General features: G+C 74.4%; 23 protein-coding genes. 11 read left to right on the forward strand and 12 right to left on the reverse strand.

Annotated elements, in window-relative coordinates:
• The first annotated feature begins 11 nt into the window (after positions 1 to 11).
• From DMP15_RS19195 to DMP15_RS19205, 3 genes are all read left to right on the forward strand, one after another.
• Positions 12 to 1571: a DUF7782 domain-containing protein gene (locus DMP15_RS19195; protein WP_337826271.1), complete on the forward strand. Its 1560-nt coding sequence runs from the start codon at positions 12 to 14 to the stop codon at positions 1569 to 1571.
• Positions 1568 to 2029 (forward strand): D-aminoacyl-tRNA deacylase, encoded by a 462-nt coding sequence (dtd, locus tag DMP15_RS19200; RefSeq protein WP_100880323.1) that lies wholly within the window; start codon positions 1568 to 1570, stop codon positions 2027 to 2029. Before DMP15_RS19195 ends, dtd begins: the two co-directional genes overlap by 4 nt.
• A 69-nt stretch (positions 2030 to 2098) precedes the next feature.
• On the forward strand, positions 2099 to 2383 hold the full coding sequence (locus DMP15_RS19205) for a YggT family protein (RefSeq protein ID WP_062402520.1): 285 nt from the start codon (positions 2099 to 2101) through the stop codon (positions 2381 to 2383).
• Positions 2384 to 2397: 14 nt separating this feature from the next.
• Here DMP15_RS19205 and DMP15_RS19210 read toward each other — a convergent pair whose 3' ends face one another.
• The 4 genes from DMP15_RS19210 to DMP15_RS19225 form a co-directional block, all read right to left on the reverse strand.
• Positions 2398 to 3708 (reverse strand): patatin-like phospholipase family protein, encoded by a 1311-nt coding sequence (locus tag DMP15_RS19210; RefSeq protein WP_100880966.1) that lies wholly within the window; start codon positions 3706 to 3708, stop codon positions 2398 to 2400.
• 103 nt (positions 3709 to 3811) lie between these two features.
• Entirely contained in the window at positions 3812 to 4174 is a 363-nt protein-coding gene (locus DMP15_RS19215; RefSeq protein WP_062402515.1) for a hypothetical protein, read from the reverse strand.
• A 109-nt stretch (positions 4175 to 4283) separates the two neighbouring features.
• Entirely contained in the window at positions 4284 to 4781 is a 498-nt protein-coding gene (locus DMP15_RS19220; protein WP_301549213.1) for a helix-turn-helix domain-containing protein, read from the reverse strand.
• A 219-nt stretch (positions 4782 to 5000) separates the two neighbouring features.
• On the reverse strand, positions 5001 to 6791 hold the full coding sequence (locus DMP15_RS19225) for a PHA/PHB synthase family protein (RefSeq protein ID WP_083658881.1): 1791 nt from the start codon (positions 6789 to 6791) through the stop codon (positions 5001 to 5003).
• A 335-nt stretch (positions 6792 to 7126) separates the two neighbouring features.
• Here DMP15_RS19225 and DMP15_RS19230 point away from each other — a divergent pair, with 335 nt between their 5' ends.
• The 4 genes from DMP15_RS19230 (at position 7127) to DMP15_RS19245 (ending at position 11079) form a co-directional block, all read left to right on the forward strand.
• Entirely contained in the window at positions 7127 to 8413 is a 1287-nt protein-coding gene (locus tag DMP15_RS19230) for an alpha/beta fold hydrolase (RefSeq protein ID WP_157818544.1), read from the forward strand.
• Positions 8414 to 8615: 202 nt separating this feature from the next.
• Positions 8616 to 9764 (forward strand): sigma-70 family RNA polymerase sigma factor, encoded by a 1149-nt coding sequence (locus tag DMP15_RS19235; protein ID WP_226356376.1) that lies wholly within the window; start codon positions 8616 to 8618, stop codon positions 9762 to 9764.
• A 257-nt stretch (positions 9765 to 10021) separates the two neighbouring features.
• Positions 10022 to 10537 (forward strand): flavin reductase family protein, encoded by a 516-nt coding sequence (locus DMP15_RS19240; protein WP_073577054.1) that lies wholly within the window; start codon positions 10022 to 10024, stop codon positions 10535 to 10537.
• Entirely contained in the window at positions 10534 to 11079 is a 546-nt protein-coding gene (locus DMP15_RS19245; protein ID WP_253068943.1) for an NAD(P)H-dependent oxidoreductase, read from the forward strand. Before DMP15_RS19240 ends, DMP15_RS19245 begins: the two co-directional genes overlap by 4 nt.
• A 15-nt stretch (positions 11080 to 11094) precedes the next feature.
• Here the strand turns inward: DMP15_RS19245 and DMP15_RS19250 are convergent, their stop codons facing one another.
• The 6 genes from DMP15_RS19250 to DMP15_RS19275 all read right to left on the reverse strand — a co-directional run bounded on the left by DMP15_RS19250 (position 11095) and on the right by DMP15_RS19275 (position 16841).
• Positions 11095 to 11994 carry a pseudouridine-5'-phosphate glycosidase gene (locus DMP15_RS19250; RefSeq protein ID WP_073577055.1) on the reverse strand — a complete coding sequence of 300 codons (900 nt, stop codon included), beginning with the start codon at positions 11992 to 11994 and terminating at the stop codon, positions 11095 to 11097.
• Complete coding sequence (locus DMP15_RS19255) at positions 11991 to 12347, reverse strand: hypothetical protein (protein ID WP_073577056.1); 357 nt, start codon at positions 12345 to 12347, stop codon at positions 11991 to 11993. The genes DMP15_RS19250 and DMP15_RS19255 overlap by 4 nt, the downstream gene beginning before the upstream one ends.
• Before the next feature lie 33 nt (positions 12348 to 12380).
• Positions 12381 to 13739 carry an MFS transporter gene (locus DMP15_RS19260; RefSeq protein ID WP_208623079.1) on the reverse strand — a complete coding sequence of 453 codons (1359 nt, stop codon included), beginning with the start codon at positions 13737 to 13739 and terminating at the stop codon, positions 12381 to 12383.
• 63 nt (positions 13740 to 13802) lie between these two features.
• Positions 13803 to 14477, reverse strand: a complete 675-nt coding sequence (locus DMP15_RS19265) for an HAD family hydrolase (protein ID WP_083658883.1) — start codon at positions 14475 to 14477, stop codon at positions 13803 to 13805.
• An 83-nt stretch (positions 14478 to 14560) separates the two neighbouring features.
• Positions 14561 to 15109, reverse strand: a complete 549-nt coding sequence (locus DMP15_RS19270) for a GNAT family N-acetyltransferase (protein ID WP_073577059.1) — start codon at positions 15107 to 15109, stop codon at positions 14561 to 14563.
• A 34-nt stretch (positions 15110 to 15143) separates the two neighbouring features.
• Positions 15144 to 16841: an L-lactate permease gene (locus DMP15_RS19275; protein WP_073577060.1), complete on the reverse strand. Its 1698-nt coding sequence runs from the start codon at positions 16839 to 16841 to the stop codon at positions 15144 to 15146.
• Positions 16842 to 17020: 179 nt separating this feature from the next.
• On the opposite strand from DMP15_RS19275, the gene DMP15_RS19280 reads away from it, so the two are divergent.
• A complete protein-coding gene (locus DMP15_RS19280; protein WP_100880319.1) occupies positions 17021 to 18235 on the forward strand; it encodes a cytochrome P450 in 1215 nt (404 codons plus the stop codon).
• A gap of 22 nt (positions 18236 to 18257) precedes the next feature.
• The gene (locus DMP15_RS19285; RefSeq protein WP_062402483.1) at positions 18258 to 18878 is read left to right on the forward strand and encodes a TetR/AcrR family transcriptional regulator; all 621 of its coding nucleotides are present in this window, start codon (positions 18258 to 18260) and stop codon (positions 18876 to 18878) included.
• Between the two features lie 120 nt (positions 18879 to 18998).
• Here DMP15_RS19285 and DMP15_RS19290 read toward each other — a convergent pair whose 3' ends face one another.
• Together DMP15_RS19290 and htpG are read right to left on the reverse strand one after the other, a co-directional pair.
• Entirely contained in the window at positions 18999 to 20045 is a 1047-nt protein-coding gene (locus DMP15_RS19290; protein WP_301549212.1) for an ABC transporter substrate-binding protein, read from the reverse strand.
• A gap of 81 nt (positions 20046 to 20126) precedes the next feature.
• Complete coding sequence (gene htpG / locus DMP15_RS19295) at positions 20127 to 22055, reverse strand: molecular chaperone HtpG (protein ID WP_167410058.1); 1929 nt, start codon at positions 22053 to 22055, stop codon at positions 20127 to 20129.
• Between the two features lie 157 nt (positions 22056 to 22212).
• Here htpG and DMP15_RS19300 point away from each other — a divergent pair, with 157 nt between their 5' ends.
• Positions 22213 to 22581 (forward strand): hypothetical protein, encoded by a 369-nt coding sequence (locus DMP15_RS19300; protein ID WP_167410057.1) that lies wholly within the window; start codon positions 22213 to 22215, stop codon positions 22579 to 22581.
• A 95-nt stretch (positions 22582 to 22676) separates the two neighbouring features.
• Complete coding sequence (gene secD / locus DMP15_RS19305) at positions 22677 to 24983, forward strand: protein translocase subunit SecD (protein WP_161152093.1); 2307 nt, start codon at positions 22677 to 22679, stop codon at positions 24981 to 24983.
• The last annotated feature ends 10 nt before the right edge of the window (positions 24984 to 24993 follow it).

Genomic DNA, 24993 nt, shown 5'->3' on the forward strand with positions numbered 1-24993 from the left:
ACAATGGGGGGGTGCTCCCCCATCTCGACGCCGGTGACATCGAACGCGTCCGCGGCTGTCTGCTCGACGCCGGCTACACCCCGGACGGCGTGCGCGCCCTGCTGGGCCGCTCCGCGCACGACGCGCTGACCCGCGGCGAGCCGGAACCCGCCGCCCGGGCCAGCCGCGACGGCGGGGAGCTCGGCACCCTGGTGCGGCTGTTCCTGCTGGAGGACACCGAGCCCGAGCCGGCGGTGACCGCGGCGCTCGGCGACCTGGACCCGCTGCTGGCGGGCCGGATCCTGCGCCGCACCCCGGAGGGCATCCGGGCCGCGCTGGACGTGCGTCCCTACGGCGAGGGCCCCGGCGCCGACGGCGAGCCGGGCACCGACTGGTGGGTGGTGTCCGACATCGACACCCCGGCCGCGCGGCAGGACCGCGAGCACGTCACCGGCGTCGGCGGGGCGTCGCTGACGCTGGCCGCGGCGACCGTCCGCCGCCCGGTCGGCACCCTGCTCGACCTGGGCACCGGCTGCGGGGTGCAGGCGCTGCACGGCTCCCGGCACGCGCTGCGGGTCACCGCGACCGACGTGCTGCCGCGCGCGCTGGCGCTGGCCCGGCTGTCGCTGGGGCTGTCCGGGGTGGAGGTCGACCTGCGCGAGGGCCCGTGGTTCGCCCCGGTGGCCGGGGAGCGCTTCGACCAGGTCGTGTCCAACCCGCCGTTCGTGCCGGGCCCGCCGCGGGTGGACTACGTCTACCGCGACTCCGGTGCGGCCGGGGACTCCGCGCTGGCCGGACTGCTGGGTGAGCTGCCCGGCCTGCTCAACCCGGGCGGGGTCGCGCAGCTGCTGGGGTCGTGGCTGCACGTGCGCGGCGAGGACTGGCCGGACCGGGTGCGGTCCTGGCTGCCCGACGGCGTCGACGCCTGGGTCCTGCAGCGCGAGGTCGTCGATCCGGGCCTGCACGTCGGCACCTGGCAGCGCGACGCCGGGCTGGTCCCGACCTCCCGGGCGGCCCGCGAGCAGGCCGGGGCGTGGCTGGACTGGATGGCCGCCGAGCGGGTGGAGGGGGTCGGGTTCGGCTTCCTCATGCTGCGCCGCACCGACGGCGAGCCGACCGTCGTGGTCGAGGACCTGCCCGGCGAGCTGGGCGAGGGCCTGGGCCGGGAGATGACCGGCTGGCTGGACCGGGTGGACTGGCTGCGCGCCCACACCCGCGACGAGGACCTGCTCGGCGCACGGCTGCTGCTCGCCCCGGAGACGGTGCTCGAGTCGGCCTCGTCGGTCGACCCGGACGGCGGCTGGGCCGAGCTGTCGACGACCGTGCGCCGCTGGGGCGGCCCCGGCTGGGAACACCCCGTCGACGCCCCGGCCGCGGCGCTGCTGGCCGGCTGCCGTGGCGACCTGCCGCTGTCCGAGCTGCTCGCGCTGCTGTCCTACGCCCACGACCTGCCGGTCGACGCGCTGGTCGCGGCGACGCTGCCCGCGGTGCGGGAGTTCGTCCGGCACGGCCTGCTCCAACCGGTCGACGGCTGGCCGCACCCGGTGCCCGCGCGGACCGCGGCCGCGTCGCCGTCGGGGCCGGTCGGGTGAGGGCCGTCGTCGCCCGCGTACGACGGGCGTCGGTGACGGTCGAGGCGCCCGACGGCACACCGCTGCGGGTGTCCGGTGAGATCGGGCCCGGGCTGCTGGTGCTGCTCGGCGTGCACGCCGACGACGTCGGCACCGACCCCGCCGCGACCGCGCGGAAGGTCGACACGATGGCTCGCAAGCTGCACGAGCTGCGCATCCTGCGCGACGAGCGCTCGTGCGCGGACGCCGATGCCCCGCTGCTCGTGGTCAGCCAGTTCACCCTGTACGGCGGGACCCGCAAGGGACGCAGGCCGTCCTGGTCGGCGGCGGCCCGCCCGCAGGACGCCGAGCCGGTCGTCGACGCGGTGGTGGCCGCGCTGCGCGGGCGCGGCGCCACCGTCGGGACCGGGGAGTTCGGCGCGCAGATGGCCGTGGAGTCGGTCAACGACGGCCCGTTCACGGTCCTGGTCGAGGTCTGAGCCCGGTACCGGTCCCCGGTCTCAGCCGTCTCTCACCGGACTCTCAGCCGGAAAGGGGACGATGGAGACATGGTCGCCTACCTGCTGTCCTGGTTGTTGGGGCTGTTCCAGCTCGTGCTGGTCGCCCGGGTCGTCGTGGACTGGATCGACGTGCTCGGCTCCGGGCGCGGCGGCGCCGTGCTCGACACCGCCCGCCGCATCACCCACGGCCTGACCGAGCCGGTCGTCGCCCCGATCCGCCGCCGCGTCCAGCCGGTCCGGATGGGCGCGGTCGGGCTCGACCTGTCGGTGCTGATCGTGTTCGTGGCCGTGCTGCTGGCGCGGCTGGTCGTGGTGCCGCTGATCCCGTTCTGACCCCGGGCCCGGGGTCAGCGGCGTGGCCCGAGCCGCAGCGCGACGACCCGGCCGTCGTCGTCGAGGCCGGCCTCGGCCCGCCCGTCGGTGACACCGCCGTCGCGGTGCACCCGCACGGCCCACTCCGCGGTGTCGCGGGCGACCTGCTTGCGGGTCGGGTCGACGGTGAACTCCCCGTCGAGCAGCTCGCCGAGGTGGGCGAGCAGCGGCACCGGGGACGGCCGCTCCCGGAACGGTGCGGTCGAGGTCAGGGTCGCGTCCGGGGTGACGGCGGCCGCGAGCGCGACCGGGTCGCCGTCGCGCACCGCCCGTTCGAAGGCCAGCGCGCCGAGGAACCGGTCGGCCGCGGCGGCGCCCCGGCGCTGCAGGTGGTCGAGGAACGCGACGTCGCGGTCGATCTTGGAGGCGGCACCGAGCAGCCGGGACCGCACCGCGCCGGCCGGCATCTCCAGCACCCGGAGGGTCACCTGCCGGTAGCCCGAGTCCGGGCCGAGGCTCCCGTCGGCGAGCAGCCGGTCGATCGTCTCGATGAACCCGAGCTCCTGGTTGAGCGACAGGTTGCCGGCCAGTGCGTTGCGCCGGTCGGCGATCTCGATCGGGCTGCGCGGCTCGTCGTCGATCTCCGACGGGTTGATCTGCACGACCCACAGCTCGTCGGGGTCGGTGTCGAGCAGGTCGCGGGTGGGCGGGTTCTGCGAGAACAGCCCGTCCCAGTGAACGCCGCCCGCGGTGTGCACCGCGCGGAACAGGGTGGGGATCGCGGCCGAGGCGAGCACGGTCTCGGCGGTCAGGGTGTCGGTGCGGCTGGAGAACGCCCGGAACTCCCCCGTCAGCACGTCGACGGCGCCGAGCAGCAGCAGCGGCGCGGTGCCTGCCGGGTCCGGACCGATGGCGGCGAAGTCGACGTGCCGCGAGACCAGGTCGAGGAACTGGCGGGTGCCGTCGAACGGGCGCGGCACCAGGTACGGGGTGCCTGCCGGGACGAGCCCGAGCCCCTGCAGCGCACCCGCCGTCACCACGCCCAGGTTGGTGAGGCGCTCCAGCGGGGTGCGGGCGGCGTTGTCGGCCCAGAACTCCTCCAGCGCCGTCGCCGCGGCCTCGCGCCGGTCGGGGGTCTGGCCGTCGCGCAGCCGGTCCCAGGCGACGAGTGCGCAGATCGCGCCGCCCGAGGTGCCCGAGATCGCGACGACCTCGGCCGGGTCCGCGGCGGAGCCGAGCGCGTCCGAGCGCAGCAGCCGGGCCAGGACCCCCGCGGTGAACGCGGTGTGGCTGCCCCCGCCCTGGCAGGCGATCGCGATGCGGCGGGGCCGGGTACGGGGGCTCATGGGGCCACCCTCGCGCGGACAGGCGGACAGCGACAGCGCGACCCGGTCACACACGACGACGACCCCCACCCGGGAGCCGGGCGGGGGTCGTCGTCGGGCGGGGTCACTTGCCGGCGGCGCTCCGGGTGGCGCGCGCGGTCTTCTCCGCGGCGGCCTCGGTGCTGCGCCCGGCGTGCTCGGTCACGGCCTCGGCGGCCTTGGTGGCCTGCTCGGTGACCTGGTCGAACACCGAGGTGCCCGCGCCGACGACGGTACGGGCGAACTCGCGCTGGTGGCCGAGCACCTGCTCGTAGAAGTCGAAGACGCGCTCGACGGCGGCACCCGCGTCGGGCAGCTGCGGGCGGTCACCGGCGCCGAACTGGCGGGCCAGGCCGCTCGCGGCCTCGGTCCACCCGCGGACGGACTCGGTGACCAGGTCCTGGCCCCGCTTGGCGATGTCGACGAACTGCTCGGTGGAGGCGGTCATCGGTGCTTCCCTCCCGGGAGACGTTTCTCGGCGTGGACGGGGTGCTGACGTGCACCCCGGCATGCCAAGAAAACTACGCACGCCCGTTAAGTATGTCAAGCACGGCAGCTCAGTCCCGCTGCACGAAGCTCCGGTACACCCCCAGCAGGGCCGCCTTCTGCTCGTCGGACAGCCGTGCGTCGGCCTCGATCGCGGCCTCGACACCCGGCGGCGACTCGGCCACGGGGGCGGCCTGCTCGGCCGGGGCGGCGTCGCCCGCGACGTCCGGGTCGCCGACCGACCAGCCGGCCCGGCTGAGCATCTGGTCGGTGTTGAGGTGCAGCGCGTCGGCGATCGAGCGCAGCACCTTCAGCGACGGCTGGTGCAGCCCCCGCTCGACCTGGCTGAGGTAGGCGTTGGACACCTTGGTCATCGCCGCCATCTCGCGCAGCGAGAGCTTGGCCATCTGGCGCTGCGCCCGGATGAACCCGCCCAGGGCGTTCACCTGTGCACTCCACGCGTCCTCGGCGGCCCGGCGGCCGTTCTCGCGCAGCTCGTCGGCGGCGGTCTCCCCGGCGCTCCGCGGCCGGCGCCCGCCGTGCGTGGGGGCCTCCCCCGCGCGGCTCACGGCGTCCCCGCCCGGAGGGGCCCGCGCGGCGGTCGCCGGCGCGCGGGCACAGAACGTACGCGGTCCATGGCGACGCATTCTCCCCGCCGGACGGCGGTTGCGCACGCATCCGATGCAGCGTCGACAGTGGACAGCGCAGACGACCATCCATCCTGGACACGGCACCGCCCCGGTGACCAGCGGTGATCACCGGGGCGGCGGCGGGGTCCGGGTGGCGGCTCAGCCGCGCAGCACGTAACGGCCGGGAGCGGGCTCCAGCGGCGGGTGCGCGTCCGACCCGATCTTCTTGGGCGCCGCGACCTCCTTGCCCGCGCGCTCGGCGATCCACGGCGTCCAGTCCTCCCACCAGGAGGCCTTGCGCTCGGTGGCGTCGTCGCGCCAGTCCTCGGCGCGGGCCGGGAGGTCGTCGCTCTCGCCGAACCAGTGCCGCGACTTCGGCGACGGCGGGTTGACCACGCCGGCGATGTGCCCGGAGTTGGACAGCACGAACCGCACCGTGCCGCCGAGCTTCGACGCCCCGGTGTAGACCGACTTCCAGGGCGCGATGTGGTCGGACTCGGCGGTGACGATGTAGCTGTCGGGCCGGATGTCGGCCACGTCGAGCCGCTCCCCCGCGAGCTCCAGCTTGCCCTCGGCGAAGCGGTTCTCCAGGTACAGCGTGCGCAGGTACTCGGTCTGCATCGCGGCGGGCATGCGGGTGGAGTCGGAGTTCCAGGTCAGCATGTCGAACGGCTTCGGGTCCTCGCCGAGCATCCAGTCGTTGACGACGTAGTTCCAGACCAGGTCGGTGGCCCGCAGCAGGTCGAAGGTCGTCTTCATGCTGGTGGCGGGCAGGTACCCGTCCTTACGCATGCTCCGCTCGAGCCGGTCGACCGTCTTCTCGTCGGTGAACACGCCCAGCTGGCCCGGGCCGGAGTAGTCGAGCAGCGTGTTCATCAGGGTCAGCGAGTTGACGTGCTGGTCGCCCTTGGCCTCCAGCCACGCCGTCATCGCGGCGGACAACGCGCCGCCCAGGCAGAGCCCGGCGACGTTGACCGTGTCCCGGCCGGTGATCTCGCGGACGACCTCCAGGGCCGTGACCGGGCCCTCCTGCAGGTAGTCGCTCATCGTCACGTCGGCCAGCGACGAGTCCGGGTTGCGGTAACTGATCATGAAGACGGTGTGGCCGTGCTGCACCGCCCACTCCACCAGCGACTTCTGGGGCGCGAGGTCCATGATGTAGTACTTGTTGATCCACGGCGGGCTCATGAGCAGCGGGATCTCGTGGACCTTGTCCGTCTGCGGCTCGTACTGGATGAGCTCGATCAGCCGGTTGCGGAAGACCACGTGGCCCGGGGTGACCGCGAGGTCCTTGCCCACCTGGAAGGCGCCGGGGGTGACCTGGCGCGGCATACCCTGGTTCTGCACGGCGTCGCGCAGCATGTTGCGCGCGCCCCGCACGATGTTCAGCCCGCCGGTCTCGACGATCTTCTTCGGCCAGGCCGGGTTGGTGACGACCGCGTTCGGCGGGGCCAGCGCCTCGACGATCTGGCCGACCAGCCAGTCCAGCTTGCGGCGCGCGGTCGGCGAGACGCGGGCGGCCTGCGACAGCTCGGTCAGCCGGTCGGCCAGCAGGGTGTGCTCCTGGCGGGCCAGGTAGTACCAGGCGTTGCCCTCCCAGGCCGGGTCGGCGTAGCGCTTGTCCTTCTCGGGCAGCGACGCCGGACCTGTGGTCGTCCGGCCGACGGCACGCGCGGCCGCGGCGGACACGGCCTTGGCCGAGTCGACACCGAAGCCCAGACCGGTGCGCAGCACCGCGCCGGGCCGGGTGACCAGCGAGCGGGCGGCCTCGCCGAGCGCCCCGCCGAAGCCGACCGGGTCGACCTTCGCGGCGAGCCCCTCGGGGCTGGCGAGCTCGCGCAGGTCCCGCACGAGACCGGCCGCCTGCCGTCGCAGCACCTCCGCGGCCTGGTTCGACGCGGCGGCGCTGCCGTTCTCGGACTCGGGCTGGGATACGGGCTGCGTGGTCACTGTTCGTCACTCCTGACGGCCGGTTCGGTCTCCGTGCCTGGGTTCCCGCGCTCCCTCAGGGAACGGGAGGCGCAACGGGATGGACACATGGTGACCGCGTACTCACCGGTAGGCAGCCCCGGATTGTTGTAAGGCCTCTCACCTGCGCTAAGCGAAGCAAGCACTACTCCGGAGTAGGCCAGCGCTTGCTTGGCATACCGATCGCGTTTTACCGTTCGGTAACCCGGATAGCCCCCGGTCATCAGAGTTGATGGGAGAGGCCCATGAGCACGGCGATCACCCGACGGTCCGCACCCTCCAGGGAGCACGGACCGCGTGCCCTTCCCGAGACCCCCGTGGCCGCGGCCACCGGGAGCGACGACCGGCCGGACCCCCTCCGGTACCTCGTGTCGTACAACACCCGGAACCTGACCAAGGTGGTGGCCGAGGTCGGCCGGGCCACCGGCGCCTACTGGATCGACGCGGTCCAGCGGATCGCCCGGCCCGGCGACGCCGCCCGGCGCGGGCTGCTGTGGATCTCGGCGATGGCCGACCGGCGCGAGCCGACCTGGCACCTGGCCAACGAGGTCGTGCTGTCGACGCCGTTCGCGTCGCTGCGTGACTTCACCGCCGCCGAGCACCGCGACGACGACGTGGTCCCCACCCTGGTGCTGCCGCCCCAGGCCGGCCACTCCTCGACCGTCGTGGACTACTCGCCGCAGCAGAGCCAGATCGCCATGATCCGCGCCTCGGGCCTGACGAAGGTCTACGCGCTGGACTGGCGGCCCGCCACGACCGCGACGAAGAACGTCACGATCACCGACTACCTCGAGGTGATCGACCGCTCCATCCGGCGGATGGGCGGGAAGGCCAACCTGGTGGGCGACTGCCAGGGCGGCTGGCTGGCGACGATCTACGCCGCGCTGCACCCGGACCGGGTCAACACCCTGACCCTGGCCGGTGCGCCGATCGACTTCCACGCGGGCGAGTCGGTGATCGCCGCCTCGACCCGGCTGATGGCGGGGACGATGGGGATGGCGCCGTACAAGGCGCTGGTCGCCGCGGGGGGCGGCAACATGCCGGGCTCGGCGGTGCTGTCGAACTTCATCTCGATCCAGCCGCAGTCGGAGATCTCCCGGCAGCTGCAGCTGCTGGAGAACATCGACGACCCCACCCACGTCGAGCGCTACCGTGTGTTCGAGGACTGGTTCAAGTACACCCAGGACATCCCCGGCGCGTTCTACCTGTGGCTGGTGGAGAACCTGTTCTGGAAGAACCGGTTGATCAAGGGCACGCTCACCGTCGACGGCCGGACCGTCGACATGGGGGCGATCGGCTGCCCGCTGCTGCTGCTGGCGGGCTCCGCGGACCACATCACCCCGGCCCCGCAGCTGTTCGCGGCGGCGGAGAAGGTCGGGACCCCGGCCGCGGACGTCACCTACCGGACGGCGACCGCGGGCCACCTGGGGCTGTTCATGGGCCGTGACGCACTGCGCCACGACTGGCCGGTGCTGATGGAGACCGTCTACGGCCACTCGGTGCCGTCGAAGAAGGACACCGGGGCCGGCAAGGCGTCGCGGCGGCGCAGCAGCGTCCGCGCCGTGGCCGACCCACGGGACACCCCGCGGGTGCCCGCACCCTGACCGGTACGCCCGGCCGGGTCGCTCTCTAAGAGGACCCTGAGAGAACCGCAACTGCATGTGACCGACGACACGGCCCCGCAGGCACATTTCCGGCCTGCGGGGCCTCGTCGTGGGAACGATCCCCGGAACGGCTGCGTTGACCCCGTACAGGGCAAGCGGCGAGGCCCATCAATCGCCCGCCGCAGCCCGCGCAGGGGAGGAAATGCACATGACGGTGACCACGACCGCTCCGGCCGTACCCGGCCCGCGCCTCACGACCGAGGCCCCCGCTCGCGCCACCGTGTCGTCGTCCGGCGCGAAGCGGACCGCCCCCAAGGTCGCTCGCAGCTCCCGCCGTCGCACCGACGGCGACGGAGGCACCGCACTGGAAGCCACCGTACCCGGTGCCGCGGCCGCGGTGGCGGAGGATCTCGACGCCCAGAGTCCCGCCGCGGACCTGGTGCGCGTCTACCTCAACGGGATCGGCAAGACCGCACTGCTGACCGCGGCGCAGGAGGTCGAGCTCGCCCGGCGCATCGAGGCCGGCGTGTTCGCCCAGCACCGGCTGGACACCGCCGCCGCCGACGGCACGCTGGACGGGCTGGACCTGCAGTACCGCCGCGACCTGCGCGCGGTCGTCCGCGACGGGCTGCTGGCCAAGAACCACCTGCTGGAGGCGAACCTCCGGCTGGTGGTCTCGCTCGCCAAGCGCTACACCGGGCGCGGGATGCCGCTGCTGGACCTGATCCAGGAGGGCAACCTGGGCCTGATCCGCGCGGTGGAGAAGTTCGACTACACCAAGGGCTTCAAGTTCTCGACCTACGCGACCTGGTGGATCCGGCAGGCCATCACGCGGGGCATGGCCGACCAGGCCCGCACCATCCGGCTGCCCGTGCACCTGGTGGAGCAGGTCAACAAACTGGCCCGGATCAAGCGGGACATGCACCAGCGCCAGGGCCGCGAGCCCAGCGACGCCGAGCTGTCGGCCGAGTCGGGGATCCCGGAGCACAAGATCCAGGACCTGCTCGACCACGCCCGCGACCCGGTGAGCCTGGACATGCCGGTCGGGTCCGAGGAGGAGGCGCCACTCGGTGACTTCATCGAGGACGCCGAGGCGACCGACGCCGAGAACACCGTGATCTCGAGCCTGCTGCACGACGACCTCCGCCGGGTGCTGTCGACCCTGGAGGACCGCGAGCAGAAGGTCATCCGGATGCGGTTCGGCCTCGACGACGGCCAGCCGCACACGCTCGACCAGATCGGCCGCGCCTTCAAGCTCTCCCGCGAGCGGGTGCGCCAGATCGAGCGCGAGGTCATGTCGAAGCTGCGGGTCGGCGAGCGCGCCGACAAGCTGCGCGCCTACGCGAGCTGACCCGGGCCGGCCGGGCGTCCCCCCACCCGGCCCCCGGTGACGGACGGCCGGCGGAGCGATCGCTCCGCCGGCCGTTGCCGTCTCGGGCACCCCGGGGCTCCCCACGAGTTCGGGATGCACGGCACGGGGAGTTCTACCGGATCGATTCCGGAGCGGTCACGGCGACACGGTGGCGGCCGCGACACGGCACGGCGTGTTCCCCACCACCCGGGTCCGGATCGTTGGCCGAGCGCACCGTCCCCGCCTAGGGTCGGGTCATGTCGCGTTCCCTCCCCGGCCCGGTCACCCCCGGCGTGACCCCGGAGTCCATGCGCGACGCACTGGGCGCGTTCGCGTCCGGCGTCGTCGTCGTCACCGCGATCGGCCCGGACGGGCCCATCGGGTTCACCTGTCAGTCCTTCGCGTCGCTGTCGCTGGACCCGCCACTGGTGAGCTTCGCGCCGTCACGCGGGTCCTCGACCTGGCCGCGCATCCGCGAGGTGGGCCGGTTCTGTGTGAACGTGTTGGCCGCCGACCACGAGCACCACAGCGCCGGGTTCGCCCGCTCCGGGGTCGACAAGTTCGCCGGGGTGACCTGGGAGGCGGCCCCGTCCGGCTCACCGGTCCTCGACGGCGTCGGCGCCTGGGTCGACTGCACCCTGTGGAACGAGTACGACGGCGGCGACCACACGATCGTCGTCGCCCGGGTCGACGCGCTCGGCGCGGACCCGGAGCGGCTGCCGCTGCTGTTCCACCGCGGCACCTACGCCCTCACCCCGCGGGCCGAGTCGTGAGCGGCACCGTGGGCCGGATCATCGGGGTCGTCGCGGGCCCGGAGCCGGGCGGGCGCACGGCGGCCGCCGTCGCCGGGATCCTCGCCGGTACCGGGGCCGACACCGCCCTGGTCGAGCTGTCGCAGACCCCCGTCGCCGAGGTCACCGCGGCCTTCGCCGACGCCGACGCCGTCGTGTTCGGCAGTCCGGTCTACCGGGCCGGGCACACGGCGTCGCTGCGCGCGCTGCTGGAGGCCACCGAGCGCGGGAAGTGGGGCGAGAAGACCGCCCCGCTCCAGGGCAAGGCGGCCGCGGTCGTGCTGACCGGCGCGAGCGGGCACCACTTCCTCGCCGTCGACGGGCTGCGGTCGGTGCTGGCCGGGTTCTTCGCCGTCCAGGTTCTGTCCCCCGGGCTCTACCTCGACCATTCCGGCTACGTGGACCGCAACACCCTCACCGAGGCCTCCGCGGAGCTCGCGGCGGCGCACGGGCGGGCGCTGGCCGACCTGACCACGGCCGTACGCGGCTCCGAAGCGCTGCGGGCGATCACGCCCGTCGTCTGAGGAGCCACCGGCACGTCACCGCCCCGTCAGGGCGGTGGCGATCCGGGCGCCCAGTGCCACGTTGTGGCGGTACACCGCGACGTTGACCTCCAGGCTGGCGTCGCCGGTCGCGTCGCGGACCCGCGCCAGCAGGAACGGCGTCGCGTCCTGTCCGCCGATCCCGGCCCCGTCGAGCGCGGCGAGGGCGTCGGCCAGGGCGGCGTCATGGACATCGGGCGGGAGCTGCTCGGCGGCCGGGACCGGGTTCGCCACCAGCAGCGCCCCGGGCAAGCCGAGGTCGCGGGCGGCCCGCCAGGCCGCAGCGGCCTGCTCCGGCGACTCCACCCGCTGGCCGACCCGGTGCCCGGAGTCGGCGACGTAGAAGCCGGGGAAGGCGTGCGTGCGGTACCCGGCGACGGTGACACCGAGGGTCTCCAGCCGCTCCAGGGTGGCCGGCACGTCGAGCACCGACTTCACCCCGGCGCTCACCACCACCAGCGGCAGCGCGGCGAGCGCGGGCAGGTCGGCCGACTCGTCGAAGGTGCGCGCGGCACCGCGGTGCACCCCGCCGAGCCCGCCGGTGGCGAACACCCGGATGCCGGCCCGGTGGGCGAGGTGCGCGGTCGCCGCGACCGTCGTGCCCCCGCTCGCGCCGGTCGCCACGGCCACCGGCAGGTCCCGGGCGGACAGCTTCGCCACGCCGGGGGATCCCGCCAGCCGGGAGAGCTCGTCGCCGGTCAGCCCGACGACGACCTCGCCGTCGAGCACCCCGATGGTCGCCGGGACGACGCCGAGCGAGCCGACGAGCTCCTCGGCCTCCCGGGCGACGGCGAGGTTGCGCGGTGTGGGCAGGCCGTGGGTGACGATCGTCGACTCGCACGCCAGCACCGGGCGGCCTGCGGCCAGGGCGTCGGCGACCCGCTCCCCCACCCTCATGCGGCGGCCGGCGCACGGAGGGCGGCCTCGGCTCCGTCGACGGGCGAGGTGCCGAACGCGATCGCCGAGCCGGGCGCGTGCCGGTGCACCAGGTTCACCACCCGCTCGAACAGCTCCAGGCACTCCGGGGGCTTCCGGAGCCCGCCGCCGACGAGCACGCAGTCGTAGCGGCGGGCGGTCAGCGCCGCGGTGATCCGGGGCAGCTCACCGTCCGGCCCGACGAGGACCTCGGTCGCCTCGATCCCGGCCGCGCGGTAGGCGTCGCGGCCCCGTTCCAGGGCGGTGAGCACGGGCGCCGGGTCGTACCCGGGGATCCGCGCCGGGTCGAATCCGATCACCAGCAGGGTCGTCACGTCCCCGCACGCTGCTCGCCGCGGCACCGGCCGTCAACCCTGCGGCGCCGGGACCGGGGGGCGGGCTGCCGAGCGGGCGCAGGCCAGCGCGATGAGTGCGCCGAGCAGGGTGAACCCGGTCGCGACCAGCACGGCGACGTGCCAGCCGGCCAGCAGCACCGGCACCGGCTCGTCGCCCGCCGGTGAGGTCAGCACCGAGGTCAGCGTGACGCCGACGGCGGCGCCCAGGTAGCGGGTGGTGTTGTTGATGCCGCTACCGGTGCCCGCCCGGTCCGGCGGCACCGAGGCGACCGCCTCGCGGCCGAGCGTCGCGTTCACGACCCCGGTGCCGACGCCGACGACGACGAGCGCGGCCAGGACCGCCCCGGTGCCGGAACCGGTCGCGAGCAGCCCGAGCTGACCGGCCGTCATGACCAGCAGGCCCACGCCGAGACGGACCCCGCCGGTGACCCGTTCGCTGATCCGGCGGGTGAGCAGCGCGGTCACGATGCTGGTGCCCGACCAGCCGAGCAGCAGCAGCGCCGCCGTCGCGGGGGCGGTGCCGTGCACCGGGGCGAGCAGCGCGGGCAGGTAGGAGCTCAGCGAGATGATGCCGAGCCCGGTGGCCATGCTCGCGACGGTCGCCGCGACCAGCCCGGGATGGCGGAACAGCTCCGGCCCCGCCATCGGGTGCGCGACGACGAACTGGACGGCGACGAACCCCGCCAGCAGCGCCGCCCCGGCGACCAGCAGCACGACGGTCGTGGTGGTGACCGGCAGCCGCCGGGCCTCGGTGAGGCCGGCGAGCAGCACCGTCAGCCCGGCGGCGAGCAGCACCATCCCCGCGACGTCGACCGGGCGCGGCCGCCCGGCGGTGGACTCGGTGAGCAGCGTCGCGCCGGCGACGGCGAGCGCCAGCCCGGCGACCGCGACCGCGAGGTAGAGCACCCGCCACGGCAGCAGGCCCGCGAGCAGCGGACCGGCCGCGATCCCGGCGGCCAGCGCCGCGCCCCACAGCCCGGTGGCGGCCGAGCGGCGCGGACCCGGCGGCAGCGCGTGCCCGATCAGCGCGAGGCTGCACGCGACGACCGCGGCGGCCCCGACGCCCTGCCCGATCCGGCCGGCGACGAACCCGGCGGTGCCGGTGGCGAGCGCGCCGCCCGCCGAGGCCAGGGCCAGCACGACCGCGCCGGTCGTGAACACCGCGCGCCGCCCCAGCCGGTCGGCCAGGGTCCCCGCGGTCAGCAGCACCGCGGTGAGCCCCAGGCTCATCGAGCTGAGGATCCAGGAGCGCCCCGACGGCGAGGAGCCCAGGTCGGCCGCGATCGGGGCCAGGGTGGCCAGCGGCGCGGTGTAGCTGACCAGGGCCAGCATCGTGCCGAGCGACGCCACCGCCACCGTGCGTCGGGCCACGCCGCCACCCCCGTCATCACCGCGGACCGGTCAAGATCGGGACGGACGCTACGCCGTGCGGGCTCAGCTGGGGAGGCCGAGCAGCGCGGGCAGGTCCGCGACCGAGTCGATGACGGCGTCGGCGCCCGCCGCACGCAGCCGCGGCTCGCCGTGCGCCCCACCCCGCACCCCGACCGCGAGCCCCGCCCCCGCCCGGACGGCGGCGTCGATGTCGGCGGTCGCGTCACCGGCCACCGCGACCTGGGAGTGCTCGGTCCCGGCCCGCCGTGCCGCGGCGTGGAGCAGGTCGGGCTCGGGCAGGCCGCGGCCGTCGACGTCGGCGGGCGACAGGACCATGTCCGCCCGTTCGGTGAACTCCAGCGCCGACACCAGCCGGTCCCGCAGCTCGGGATCGAACCCGCAGGTCAGGGCCACGCTCAGGCCGGCGTCGCGGAGCGCGTCGAGGGTCTGCGCGGCGCCGGGGACCGGGCGGACGCGGCCCGCGTCCAGCGCGGCGTGCAGGTGGTCGGCGAACGCGGAGTGCGCGCGGCGGGCCCGGTACATGTCGCCGTCGAGGAGCTCGCCGAGCACCGTCATGACCGGGCGGTCCATCGTCGCGCGGGCCTGCCGGTCCAGCGCCGGGTAGCAGGGACCGTCGACGCGGACCCCGGCGGCGCGCAGGCCGGCCCGCAGGCCGGCGAGCACGAGCCCGTCGTCGACCATCGTCGTACCCGCCAGGTCGAGCACCGCCAGTTGCACGGGTGAACTCCACCGGCGCCGGATGACGATCACCCGACTCCTGGTCGACATCCGGGTGAACCGGCCGCGTCACTCCGGGGGCGTCACCACAGCTCGCCGTCGCGCCAGTCGCAGACCAGCGCGCGGGCCGGGTCGAGCGGCGCGTCGACGGGCAGGACGTGCACGGCGCCGCGCTCGTCGGGGGTGTCGACGACGCCGTAAGGGGTGAGCGCGGCGAGCGGGCCGCACCACGGTTCCCAGCCGTGCCTGCGGTAGAGCCGCGCGGCGCGGGCGGCCGCGCCGAGCGCCCCGAGCCGGTACCCGCCGCGCACGATCCGGTCCACCTCGGCCATGAGCAGCCCGCCGAGCCCGCCGCCCTGGCTCCCGGGCCGCACGGCCACGGCCTCGACGTAGCCGGTGCGCAGCGCGACGCCGTCGTGCAGCAGCCTGCGGCCCACGACGGCCGCGTGCCCGACCGGGTCGTGCAGCGGACCGGCCAGCACGTGCACCCCGCCGAGCGCGTGGTCGAACGAGGCGTCGTCGAACCCGCCGGCCCCGTCGGCGTCGGCGGGGAACGCGGCGTCGAGCAGGGCACGCAGGGCACGGAGCCCGTCGCGCCCGAGATCGGCGGTGGGCAGGACGGTCAGGCGCACCCGGGCGATCTTTCCGCAGCGCCCGGCGGCGTGGTCAGAAGGTCGGGAGCATCCATCCGAGCACCGGGGTCGACTGCAGGAACACCAGCACGCACAGCACCGCGAGCAGCCCGACGCTCCACAGGATCGTCCGCCGGAACAGCTCGGACTCCCGGCCGGCGACGCCCACGGCCGTCGCCGCGATGGTGAGGTTCTGCGGACTGATCATCTTCCCGACGACGCCGCCGGAGGTGTTCGCCGCGACCATCAGGTGCGGGTCCAGGCCCGCCTGCTCGGCCGCGGTCTGCTGCAGCGTCGCGAACAGGGCGTTGGCCGAGGTGTCCGAGCCGGTGACCGCGGTGCCGAGCCAGCCGAGGATCGGCGAGAGGAACGCGAACGCCGCGCCGGTCCCGGCGATCCAGGTGCCTATGGAGATCGTCTGCCCGGACAGGTTCATCACGTAGGCCAGCGCGAGGACGGTGGCCACGGTGAGGAAGGCGAACCGCAGCTTGTACGCGGTGGCGGCGAACTCCCGGACCGCCGTCGCGGGCGTGAGCCGGTACATCACCGCGACGCCGATGCCGCAGATCAGCAGCAGCGAGCCGGGCGAGGACAGCCACTGGACGCTGTAGGTCGTGGTCGACACCGGGTCCCCGGACGCGCCGAGGACCTGTCCGTCGAGCCCCGGCCAGCCGATCTCGATGTCGGTGCCGGTCAGGAAGGTCGACACCGGGCCGACCAGCTTCGCCACCGAGAACACCACGATGATCAGCAGGTACGGCGCGAAGGCCATGAACAGCCTGCCGACCGACAGCGCCTGCGAGCGCTCGGCGAGGGTGCGCTTCTCGGTCGCGACGGACCCACCGCCGTCGCCTCCCGGGTCCTCGACGGGTGCGTCGGCGGTGCGCTCGATGCGCAGCGTCTCCGTCGCCTCGGCGCCGCCGCGCGGCTGCCAGAAGCGCAGCAGGACCACGCCGGCCGCCAGCCCGGTCAGTGAGGCGACGATGTCGGTGAGCTCGACCGAGAGGTGGGTGGCGGCCAGCCACTGGGCGACGGCGAACGCGAGACCGATGACGAGCGCCACCGGCCAGACCTGGCGCACCCCGCGCCTCCCGTCGACGAGCAGCACCAGCAGCGTCGGCACGATGAACGCGAGCACCGGGGTCTGGTGTCCGACGACGGCGCCGATCTCGTTGTACGGGATCCCGGTGAGGGTGCCCGCGGTGATGATCGGCGTGCCGACCGCGCCGAACGCGACGGGGGCGGTGTTGGCCAGCAGCACGACGACCGCCGCCCGGACCGGGGAGAACCCGAGCGCCATCAGCATGACGCCGGTGATCGCCACCGGGGCACCGAACCCGGCCAGCGCCTCGAGCAGACCACCGAAGCAGAACGCGATGATGATCGCCTGCACCCGGGGGTCGTCGGAGATCAGCCCGAAGGCGGCGCGCAGGTCCTCGAACCGGCCCGCGGCGACGGTGAGCTGGTAGAGCCAGATCGCGGTGAAGACGATCCACATGATCGGGAACAGGCCGAACACCGCTCCCTCGGTGGCCGAGAGCAGGGCCAGGTGCACCGGCATCCCGAAGGCCGCCACCGCGACCGCGACGGCGACGACGAGTGCGGCCAGCCCGGCCCAGTGCGCCTTCCAGCGCAGGGCACCCAGCGTCACGAAGATCGCCACCAGCGGGAGCAGTGCGACGAGTGCGGACAGCCAGAGACTGCCGAGTGGTTCGGGATCTTGCTGGAACACGGATCTCCCCGGGGCGCCGTCGCCGATGACGGTTGCAGCCTGTCACGGTTCGCCCGGTGCCACCGGTCCGGCGGTCATCCGGGGCGTACCGGACAGGTGACGCGAAACGAGAGCACACTGTCGTTTGAGCGGTTACCGTGGGGTGCGACGCGCCCGCCGACCCTCCGGAGGCCAGCACCATGACCGACACCGCCACGGACTTCACGCTCCCGCTGCACATGCGCCGCGACCGGTTCCTGCCCGACGCCGAGCTGGAGCGCATCCGCGACTCCGGCGACGTCCCACGGGTGCGGACCGCCTTCGGCGCCGAGGCCTACCTCGTCACCCGCTACGACGACGTGCGGCACGTGCTCGGCGACGCCGCGACCTACTCCAACGCCGGGAGCGCCGAGCTGACCCGCCCGGACGCACCGCCGCTGTCGGAGCGCGAGCAGGAGCAGATGCGGGCCGGCCAGCTGCTGCTGCAGGACCCGCCGGAGCACACCCGGCTGCGCTGCTTCCTCACCCGCGAGTTCACCCAGCGCCGGATGGCCCGCCTGGAGCCGCGGATCACCGAGATCGTCGACGAGCACCTCGACGCGCTGGAGGCCGCCGGGCCGGGTGCCGACCTGGTCTCCCTGTTCGCCCTGCCGGTGCCGTCGATGGTCATCTGCGAGCTGCTCGGGGTGCCCTACACCGACCGCGACGAGTTCACCGCCCGGTCGACGCGCCTGCTCGACGTGTCCCTGCCCGCCCGGGAGCGGCTGGCCGTGGGCCGGGAGAACCGCGCCTACATGAGCCGGCTCGTCGACGCGGCTCTGGCCGACCCGGGCGAGGACATCCTCGGGATGCTGATCCGCGAGCACGGCGAGGAGATCAGCCACGACGAGCTGGTCGGGATCGCGTCGCTGCTGCTGATCGCCGGGCACGAGACGACGTCGAACATGCTGTCGCTGGGCACCCTGGCGCTGCTGGAGGACCCGGAGCAGGCCGCGCTGCTGCGCAGCGACCCCGAGCTGGCCCGGCCCGCCGTGGAGGAGTTGCTCCGGTGGCTGTCGATCGTGCACACCGGTGTGGTCCGGGTGACGACGACCGACACCGTCCTGCGCGACACCCCGATCCCGGCGCGGTCGCTGGTGATGTGCTCGCTGCCCACCGCCAACCGCGACACCGGGTCCGGGTTCGACGACCCCGCCCGGCTCGACCTCACCCGCGGCGCGGCCGGACATGTCGCGTTCGGGCACGGTGTGCACCACTGCCTGGGTGCCCCGCTGGCCCGGATGGAGATGGCGACGGCGTTCCCGGCCCTGCTCCGCCGCTTCCCGACGCTCGCCCCGGCCGGGCCGGTCCCGCCCGAGGCCTTCCGGGCCTACCACTTCGTCTACGGCATGCACACGCTGCCGGTGACCTGGTGAGGCCGGGCGATACCGTGCAGTGATGACCGCTTCGTCGCTCGACGGCTCCCCGGCGGGCCGTCCGCTGCGCGCCGACGCCGCCCGCAACCACCGCCGGATCGTCGACACGGCGGCCGCGGCGTTCGAGTCCGACGGAGCGGACGTCCCGCTGGAGGAGATCGCGCGCCGGGCCGGGGTCGGCGTCGCGACGCTGTACCGCCGGTTCCGGACCCGCGACGTGCTGGTGCGGGCGGTGCTGGACCAGGTGTTCGTCGCGGAGATCGAGCCGACCGCGGCCGCCGGGGACGGCGACCCCTGGGCCGACCTGGCCGGGTCGCTGGGCCGGGCGGTGGAGGCGATCGCCGGACGGCGGACGATCCTGCAGCTGGCCCGTGAGGCCGGCGCGTTCGACGTCGAGTCCGCCGAGCGCTACGGCCGGACGCTGACCCGGCTGCTGGACCGGGCGCGCGAGGCCGGTGCGGTGCGTCCGGAGCTCACCCCGCGGGACCTGTCGGCGGTACTGGTCATGGCGCTGGCCGTCGCCGAGGGGTCGGACGCGGCGGAGACGGCGTCGGGCGAGGACCGCGCCCGCTACCTGGCGCTGCTGCTCGACGGGCTGCGACCGGGCAACCCGCCGCTGCCCCCGGGCTCGGAGGAGCCCTAGCAACGATCGGGGCACGGTCGCTGTCGCGGGCGACGCGGACCCGCTACGGTTCCGGTCGTCCGCTCGGCAACGGCGCCGGGCGGATCCGCACTCCACCCCCGACCCGCCCGTCGCCGGGGCTCAGCCGCCGAACCGGTCGGGGTGCAGCCGCCGGGCGAGCGTCGCGACCGCGTCGGCGTTGCGGATGCCGGGGCTGATCTCGGCGAAGGTCGTGGTGAACACCTTCCCGTCGCGTACCGCGGGGACCGTCGCGAGCGCCGGGTCGTTCCGCAGACGCTCGGCCAGCGGCTCCGCGCCCTCCGGGCCGACGTCGCGCCCGCAGCAGGCCGGGATCACGATCACGTCCGGGCTCGCCGCGACGACGCCCTCCAGGGACACGGTGCGCTGCCGGCCGGCGAGGGTGTCGAACGCCTGCCGCCCGCCCGCGGCCTCGATGATCGTGGTCGCGACGTCGCCGGTGCCGAAGACCCGCAGTTCACCGGTACTGCCCGGGGAGTTCAGCATCGCCACCCGCGGACGGTCGGTGACGCCGTCGAGCCGGGCGGCGACGTCGGCGAGGGTGCCGCGCATGCCGGCGACGACCTGCGCGGCCCGGTCCTCGGCGCCCAGCAGGCGCCCGAGGTCGGTGAGGTCGCGTTCGACGCCGGCGAAGGACACGTCGTTGTCGCCGATGCTCTGCTGGTCGCCGCCGTCGGCGGTCGGGCAGTAGGCGCTGAACAGGAAGGTATGCGTGCCGGTGGCACCGAGCTCGGCGCGGGTGCCGAGACCCTCCCGGGTGAAGGCACCGGTGAAGCCGGAGACGACGAGGTCCGGGTCGACCCGCAGCACCTCCTCGCGCGACGGGTACTCCTCGGGCCAGTAGTCCTGCGGCCGGAAGTCCGGGTCGAGCTGTGCCGGCAGCGGGTTGTCCAGGTAGGCCGCGCCGACCAGCCGGTGCCCCGCCCCGAGCGCGAGGACGGCCTCGATGCCGTTCTGGAACATCGCGACGACCCGCTCCGGGCGCTGCACGTGCACGTCGACGCCGCAGTTGACGACCGCGTCGGCGGCGGGGCCCGTGCCGTGGTCGCCGTGCCCGGCGGGTGCCGCGACCGGGTCACCCGCGCCGCACCCCGCGAGGAGCACCAGTCCGGCGAGCAGCGGCGCCCAGCGGCGCGGGTTCCCGATCACCGCGACAGCATAGCCACGACACCTGAGCGACTCTTCAGATGTGCGGCTCTCGTCACGGCACGGTCCCCGCGCCGCCCGGCGTCAGAGCGCGTGCTGCAGGCGCTCCGCGAGCAGCCCCACGAACCGGGACGGGTCGGCGAGCTCGCCGCCCTCGGCCAACAGCGCCATGCCGTGCAGCAGCTCGACGGTGCCGCTCTCGTCCTTCCCCGCGGCGCGGGCGTCGCGCAGCCCGGTGACCAGCGGATGCGACGGGTTGAGCTCGAGGATCCGCTTCACCTTCGGCGGCTCCTGCCCCATCGCCCGGTACATCTTCTCCAGGGTCGGGGTCATGTCGAACTCGTCGCCGACGAGGACGGCCGGGGAGGTGGTGAGCCGGGTGGAGAGCCGGACCTCCTTGACGTCCTCGGTCAGCACCGCGGCCATCCAGGTGCAGAGGTCGGCGAACTCGGTCTGCTTCGCCGCCGCCTCCTCCTTCTCCTCGTCGGTCTGCAGGTCCACCTGGCCCTTGGCGATGGAGCGCAGCGGGGTGCCGTCGAAGCCGTCGACGGCGTCGACCCACACCTCGTCGACCGGGTCGGTGAGCAGCAGGACCTCGTAGCCCTTGTCCCGGAACGCCTCCATGTGCGGGGAGGCCTCGATCGCGGTCCGCGAGTCCCCGGTCATGTAGTAGATCGCGTCCTGGCCCTCGCGCATCCGCTCCGTGTAGGCGGCGAGCGAGGTCGGCGCGTCGGCGTCGTGGGTGGTCGCGAACGCCGAGACCCCGAGGATGGTGTCGCGGTTGTCGGCGTCGGACAGCAGTCCCTCCTTGAGCGCCCGGCCGCACTGCTCCCAGAAGGTCGCGTACTTCTCCGGCTCGTTGTCGCGCAGCGAGCCGAGCACCGACAGCACCTTCTTCACCAGGCGCCTGCGGATCGCCGAGATCTGGCGGTCCTGCTGGAGGATCTCGCGCGACACGTTCAGCGAGAGGTCCGCGGCGTCGACGACGCCCTTGACGAACCGCAGGTACTCGGGGACGAGCGCCTCGCAGTCGTCCATGATGAACACGCGCCGGACGTAGAGCTGGACGCCGCGGCGGGCGTCGCGCATGTGGAGGTCCATCGGCGCGACCTTCGGCAGGAACAGCAGCGCCTGGTACTCGAAGGTGCCCTCGGCGGCGAGCCGGATCGTCTCCAGCGGCTCCTGCCAGTCGTGGCTGACGTGCCGGTAGAACTCGGCGTACTCCTCCTCGGTCACGTCCTTCTGCGGGCGGGCCCACAGCGCCTTCATCGAGTTCAGCGTCTCGGGCGCAGCGTCGTCCGCGTCCCCCGCCGTGCGGGTTCCGGGAGGCATCCGGACCGGCCAGGTGATGAAGTCGGAGTAGGTCTTCACGATGCGCCGCAGCACCGAGGGGTCGGCGTAGTCGTGCAGCTGGTCCTCGGCGTCGGACGCCTTGAGGTGCAGGGTGACCGCGGTGCCCTGCGGGGCGTCGGCGACGGGCTCGATCGTGTAGGTGCCCTCACCGTCGGAGGTCCACCGCACGCCCTCGCCCGCGCCGGCCTTGCGGGTCACGAGCTCGACGCGGTCGGCGACCATGAACGAGGAGTAGAAGCCGACGCCGAACTGGCCGATCAGCTCCTGGCGGGCGTCGTCGCCGGCCTCCCGGAGCTTCGCGAGCAGCTCCGCCGTGCCCGACCTCGCGATGGTGCCGATCAGGTCGACGACCTCGTCGCGGGTCATCCCGATGCCGTTGTCGCGGACGGTGAGGGTGCGCGCCCCGGCGTCCGGCACGAGCTCGACGTGCAGGTCCTCGGTGTCGGCGCCCAGGTCCTTGTCCTGGTAGGCGGCGAGGCGCAGCTTGTCCAGCGCGTCGGAGGCGTTGGAGATCAGCTCGCGCAGGAAGACGTCCTTGTTCGAGTAGATCGAATGGATCATCAACCGCAGCAGCTGCCGGGCCTCGGCCTGGAACTCGATCGTCTCCCCGCCCGTCGTGTCGGAGTCGATCGTCTCGCTGGTCGACGGATCCGTGCTCACGTCAGTCGTCCTCTCTGGGTCGTCACGCTGGTGCGGTCGCGATTGTGCCGAACGGCGAGCGGCCGCGCGCCCGGTGCCCGACCCCTGCGCCGTCGTCGCCGGTGCGGTGACCGGTACCGTCGCCGCAGGAAACCCCCGAACCGGACGGATCACCCTCGTGCGCACGACCCGCAGCCCGGCCCGCCGCCTCGTCGCGGTGCTGCTGCTGTCGCTGGTCGCGGCGCTCGCCCCGATCGCCGGGTCGCTGACCGACGAGGCCGTCCCGGCCACGGCGGCGGCTTCGGTCGGGCAGGACGTCGCGCCCGCCGAGGCGCCCCGGCCCGCACTGCTGGGGCGCTCCGCGCACGACGGTCCGGTCGCCCCGGACGCGACCGGCCACCCCGGGCCCGCCCTGGACGTGCTGGTCCTCGACGCCGCCGGGCTCGGGCACGATGCGCCCGCGCCCGCCGACGACCGGACGACGGCCGCCGCCCCGAGGCCCGGGACCGGCGCGGACATCGGGTCGCGGGGCCCGCCGCGGGCCTGACCGGACGACCCCGCCGGTCGCCACCGCCCGCCACTCCCCCGCACCACCCCGCCGTGCCCCGGTCCCGACCGGGGCGCCCGCCGCCGAGGATCCCTGTGAAGCCACGCCCCGTGCTCTGGCGGGCGCTCATCGCGCTCGCCGTGCTCGCCCTGTCCTCCGTCGTCGCGCTCACCACCGCCCCCACGCTGGGGCTGGACCTGCGCGGCGGCACCCAGATCGTCCTGGAGACCCGCGACACCCCCGAGGTCGCCGCCGACGGCGAGGGCACCGACCGCGTGCTGGAGGTGCTGCGCGGGCGCGTCGACGGGCTCGGTGTCGCCGAGCCCAGCCTGGCCCGGTCCGGGGAGAACCGGATCATCGTCGAGCTCCCCGGGCTGACCGACCCCGCCGAGGCCGCGGAGACCCTCGGCCGGACCGCGCAGCTGACGATGCACCCGGTGCTCGGGATCGGCGACCCCGCCGCCGGGGGCGCCCCCGGCACCGACGAGCAGGGCCAGCCGCTCCAGCTCGGCCCACCGGCGCTGACCGGCGACATGGTGGGCTCGGCGATGTCCTCGCCCAACCCGCAGGGCGTCGGGCACATCGTGAACATCAGCTTCGACGGCGACGGCCCCGCCCGCTGGCAGTCCCTCACCGGCCAGGCCGCGTGCGCGCCGCCCGGCGACCCGCAGCGCCGGGTCGCGATCGTGCTCGACCAGCAGGTCATCTCCTCCCCGCAGGTCGTCGAGGACATCCCGTGCAACGTCGGCATGCTCGGCGGGCAGACCCAGATCACCGGCAACTTCTCCCCCGAGCAGGCCTCCGAGCTGGCCGTACTGATCGAGGGCGGCGCCCTCCCGCTGCCCGTGGAGATCATCGAGCAGCGGACCGTCGGCCCGACCCTGGGTGCCGACGCGATCTCCGCGAGCGCCTGGGCCGCGATCATCGGCTCGGCGCTGGCCGGGGCGTTCCTCATCGTGGTCTACCGGCTCGTCGGGTTGGTCGCCGTCGTCGCGCTCGGCGGGTACGCACTCGTCGCCTACTCGGTGCAGACCGGGCTCGGTGCCACGCTCACGCTGCCCGGCCTGGCCGCGTTCGTCCTCGCGGTCGGCATGGCCGTCGACGCGAACGTGCTGATCGCCGAACGTTCCCGCGAGGAGTACGCGGCGAAGCCACGCCTGGAACGCGCCTCGGAGATGGGCTATGCGAACTCGCTGTCCGCGGTCGGCGACGTCGCCGTGACCTCGCTGCTCGCCGCGGTGCTGCTGTTCGGGCTCGCGTCGGGCCCGGTCCGCGGGTTCGGTGTCACGCTGGTCATCGGTGTGGTGGTGTCGCTGTTCTCGGCGCTGGTGCTGTCCCGGCTGCTCACCCTGGCCGTCCTCCGGATCCCCGCGGTGAAGCGTAGGCCGGGCATCACCGGTATCACCGGGGTCGGCCCGGTCCGGCGCAGGCTCGAGGCGAGGGACCCCGGATTCCTGCGGCGGCCCGGGCGGTACCTCGCCGTCGCCGGGGTCGTGGTGGTCGTGATGGTGTCCGGACTGTTCGTGCGCGGCCTGGAGCTCGGCGTCGAGTTCACCGGCGGCCGGCTGGTCGAGTTCACGACGACGGACCCGGTGGGCGTGGAGCAGGTCCGCGACGCCGTCGCCACCACCGGGATCGGCGGGCTCACCGTCACCGAGACCGGCGACGGCGCGGTCGCGCTGCGCTCCGGCGAGCTCACCGACGCCCAGGTCGGGCAGCTGCGCGAGGTCGTCGGCGCGGCCGGTGGCGGCGCCGAGCTGCTGCGCGACGAGCTCATCGGCCCCAGCCTCGGTGCCGAGCTGGCCCGCGGCGGGATCATCGCGCTGGGCGTCGCGCTCGCCGCGCAGTTCCTGTATCTGGCGTTCCGGTTCCGCTGGACGCTCGGCGCCGGCGCGGTCGCGGCGCTGCTGACCAACGCGCTGGTCGTGGTCGGGGTGTTCGCCTGGACCGGGCGCACCGCCGACGGCGTGTTCCTCGCGGCGCTGCTCACCGTCATCGGCTACTCGGTCAACGACACCGTGGTCGTGTTCGACCGCGTGCGCGAGCACTGGGCACGCGATGCGAAGGCGCCGTTCCACCGGGCCGTGGGGTCGGCGGTGCTCTCGACGCTGCCGCGGACGGTGAACACCGGCATCTCGACGCTGACGATCCTGGTCATGCTGCTGTTCCTCGGCGGGGCGACCCTCGGGGACTTCGCACTGGCGCTGATCGTGGGCATCGTGGTCGGCACGGTGTCGACGATCGTCGTCGCCGGGCCGGTGTCGATCCTGCTGCAGCAGCGCTGGACCGGGCCCGCGCCGCGGACCTCCGGAGCGAAGCAGCCGGTCGGCAAGGCGGGACGGCGACACCCCTCGAAGGCCGACCGGGCACGGCGCCGCGCGGGCGACGGCGCGGTCGTCTGAGTGCGGCTCG

The sequence above is a fragment of the Pseudonocardia sp. UM4_GMWB1 genome (assembly GCF_017312155.1).
GTDB classification, from domain to species: Bacteria; Actinomycetota; Actinomycetes; order Mycobacteriales; family Pseudonocardiaceae; genus Pseudonocardia; species Pseudonocardia alni.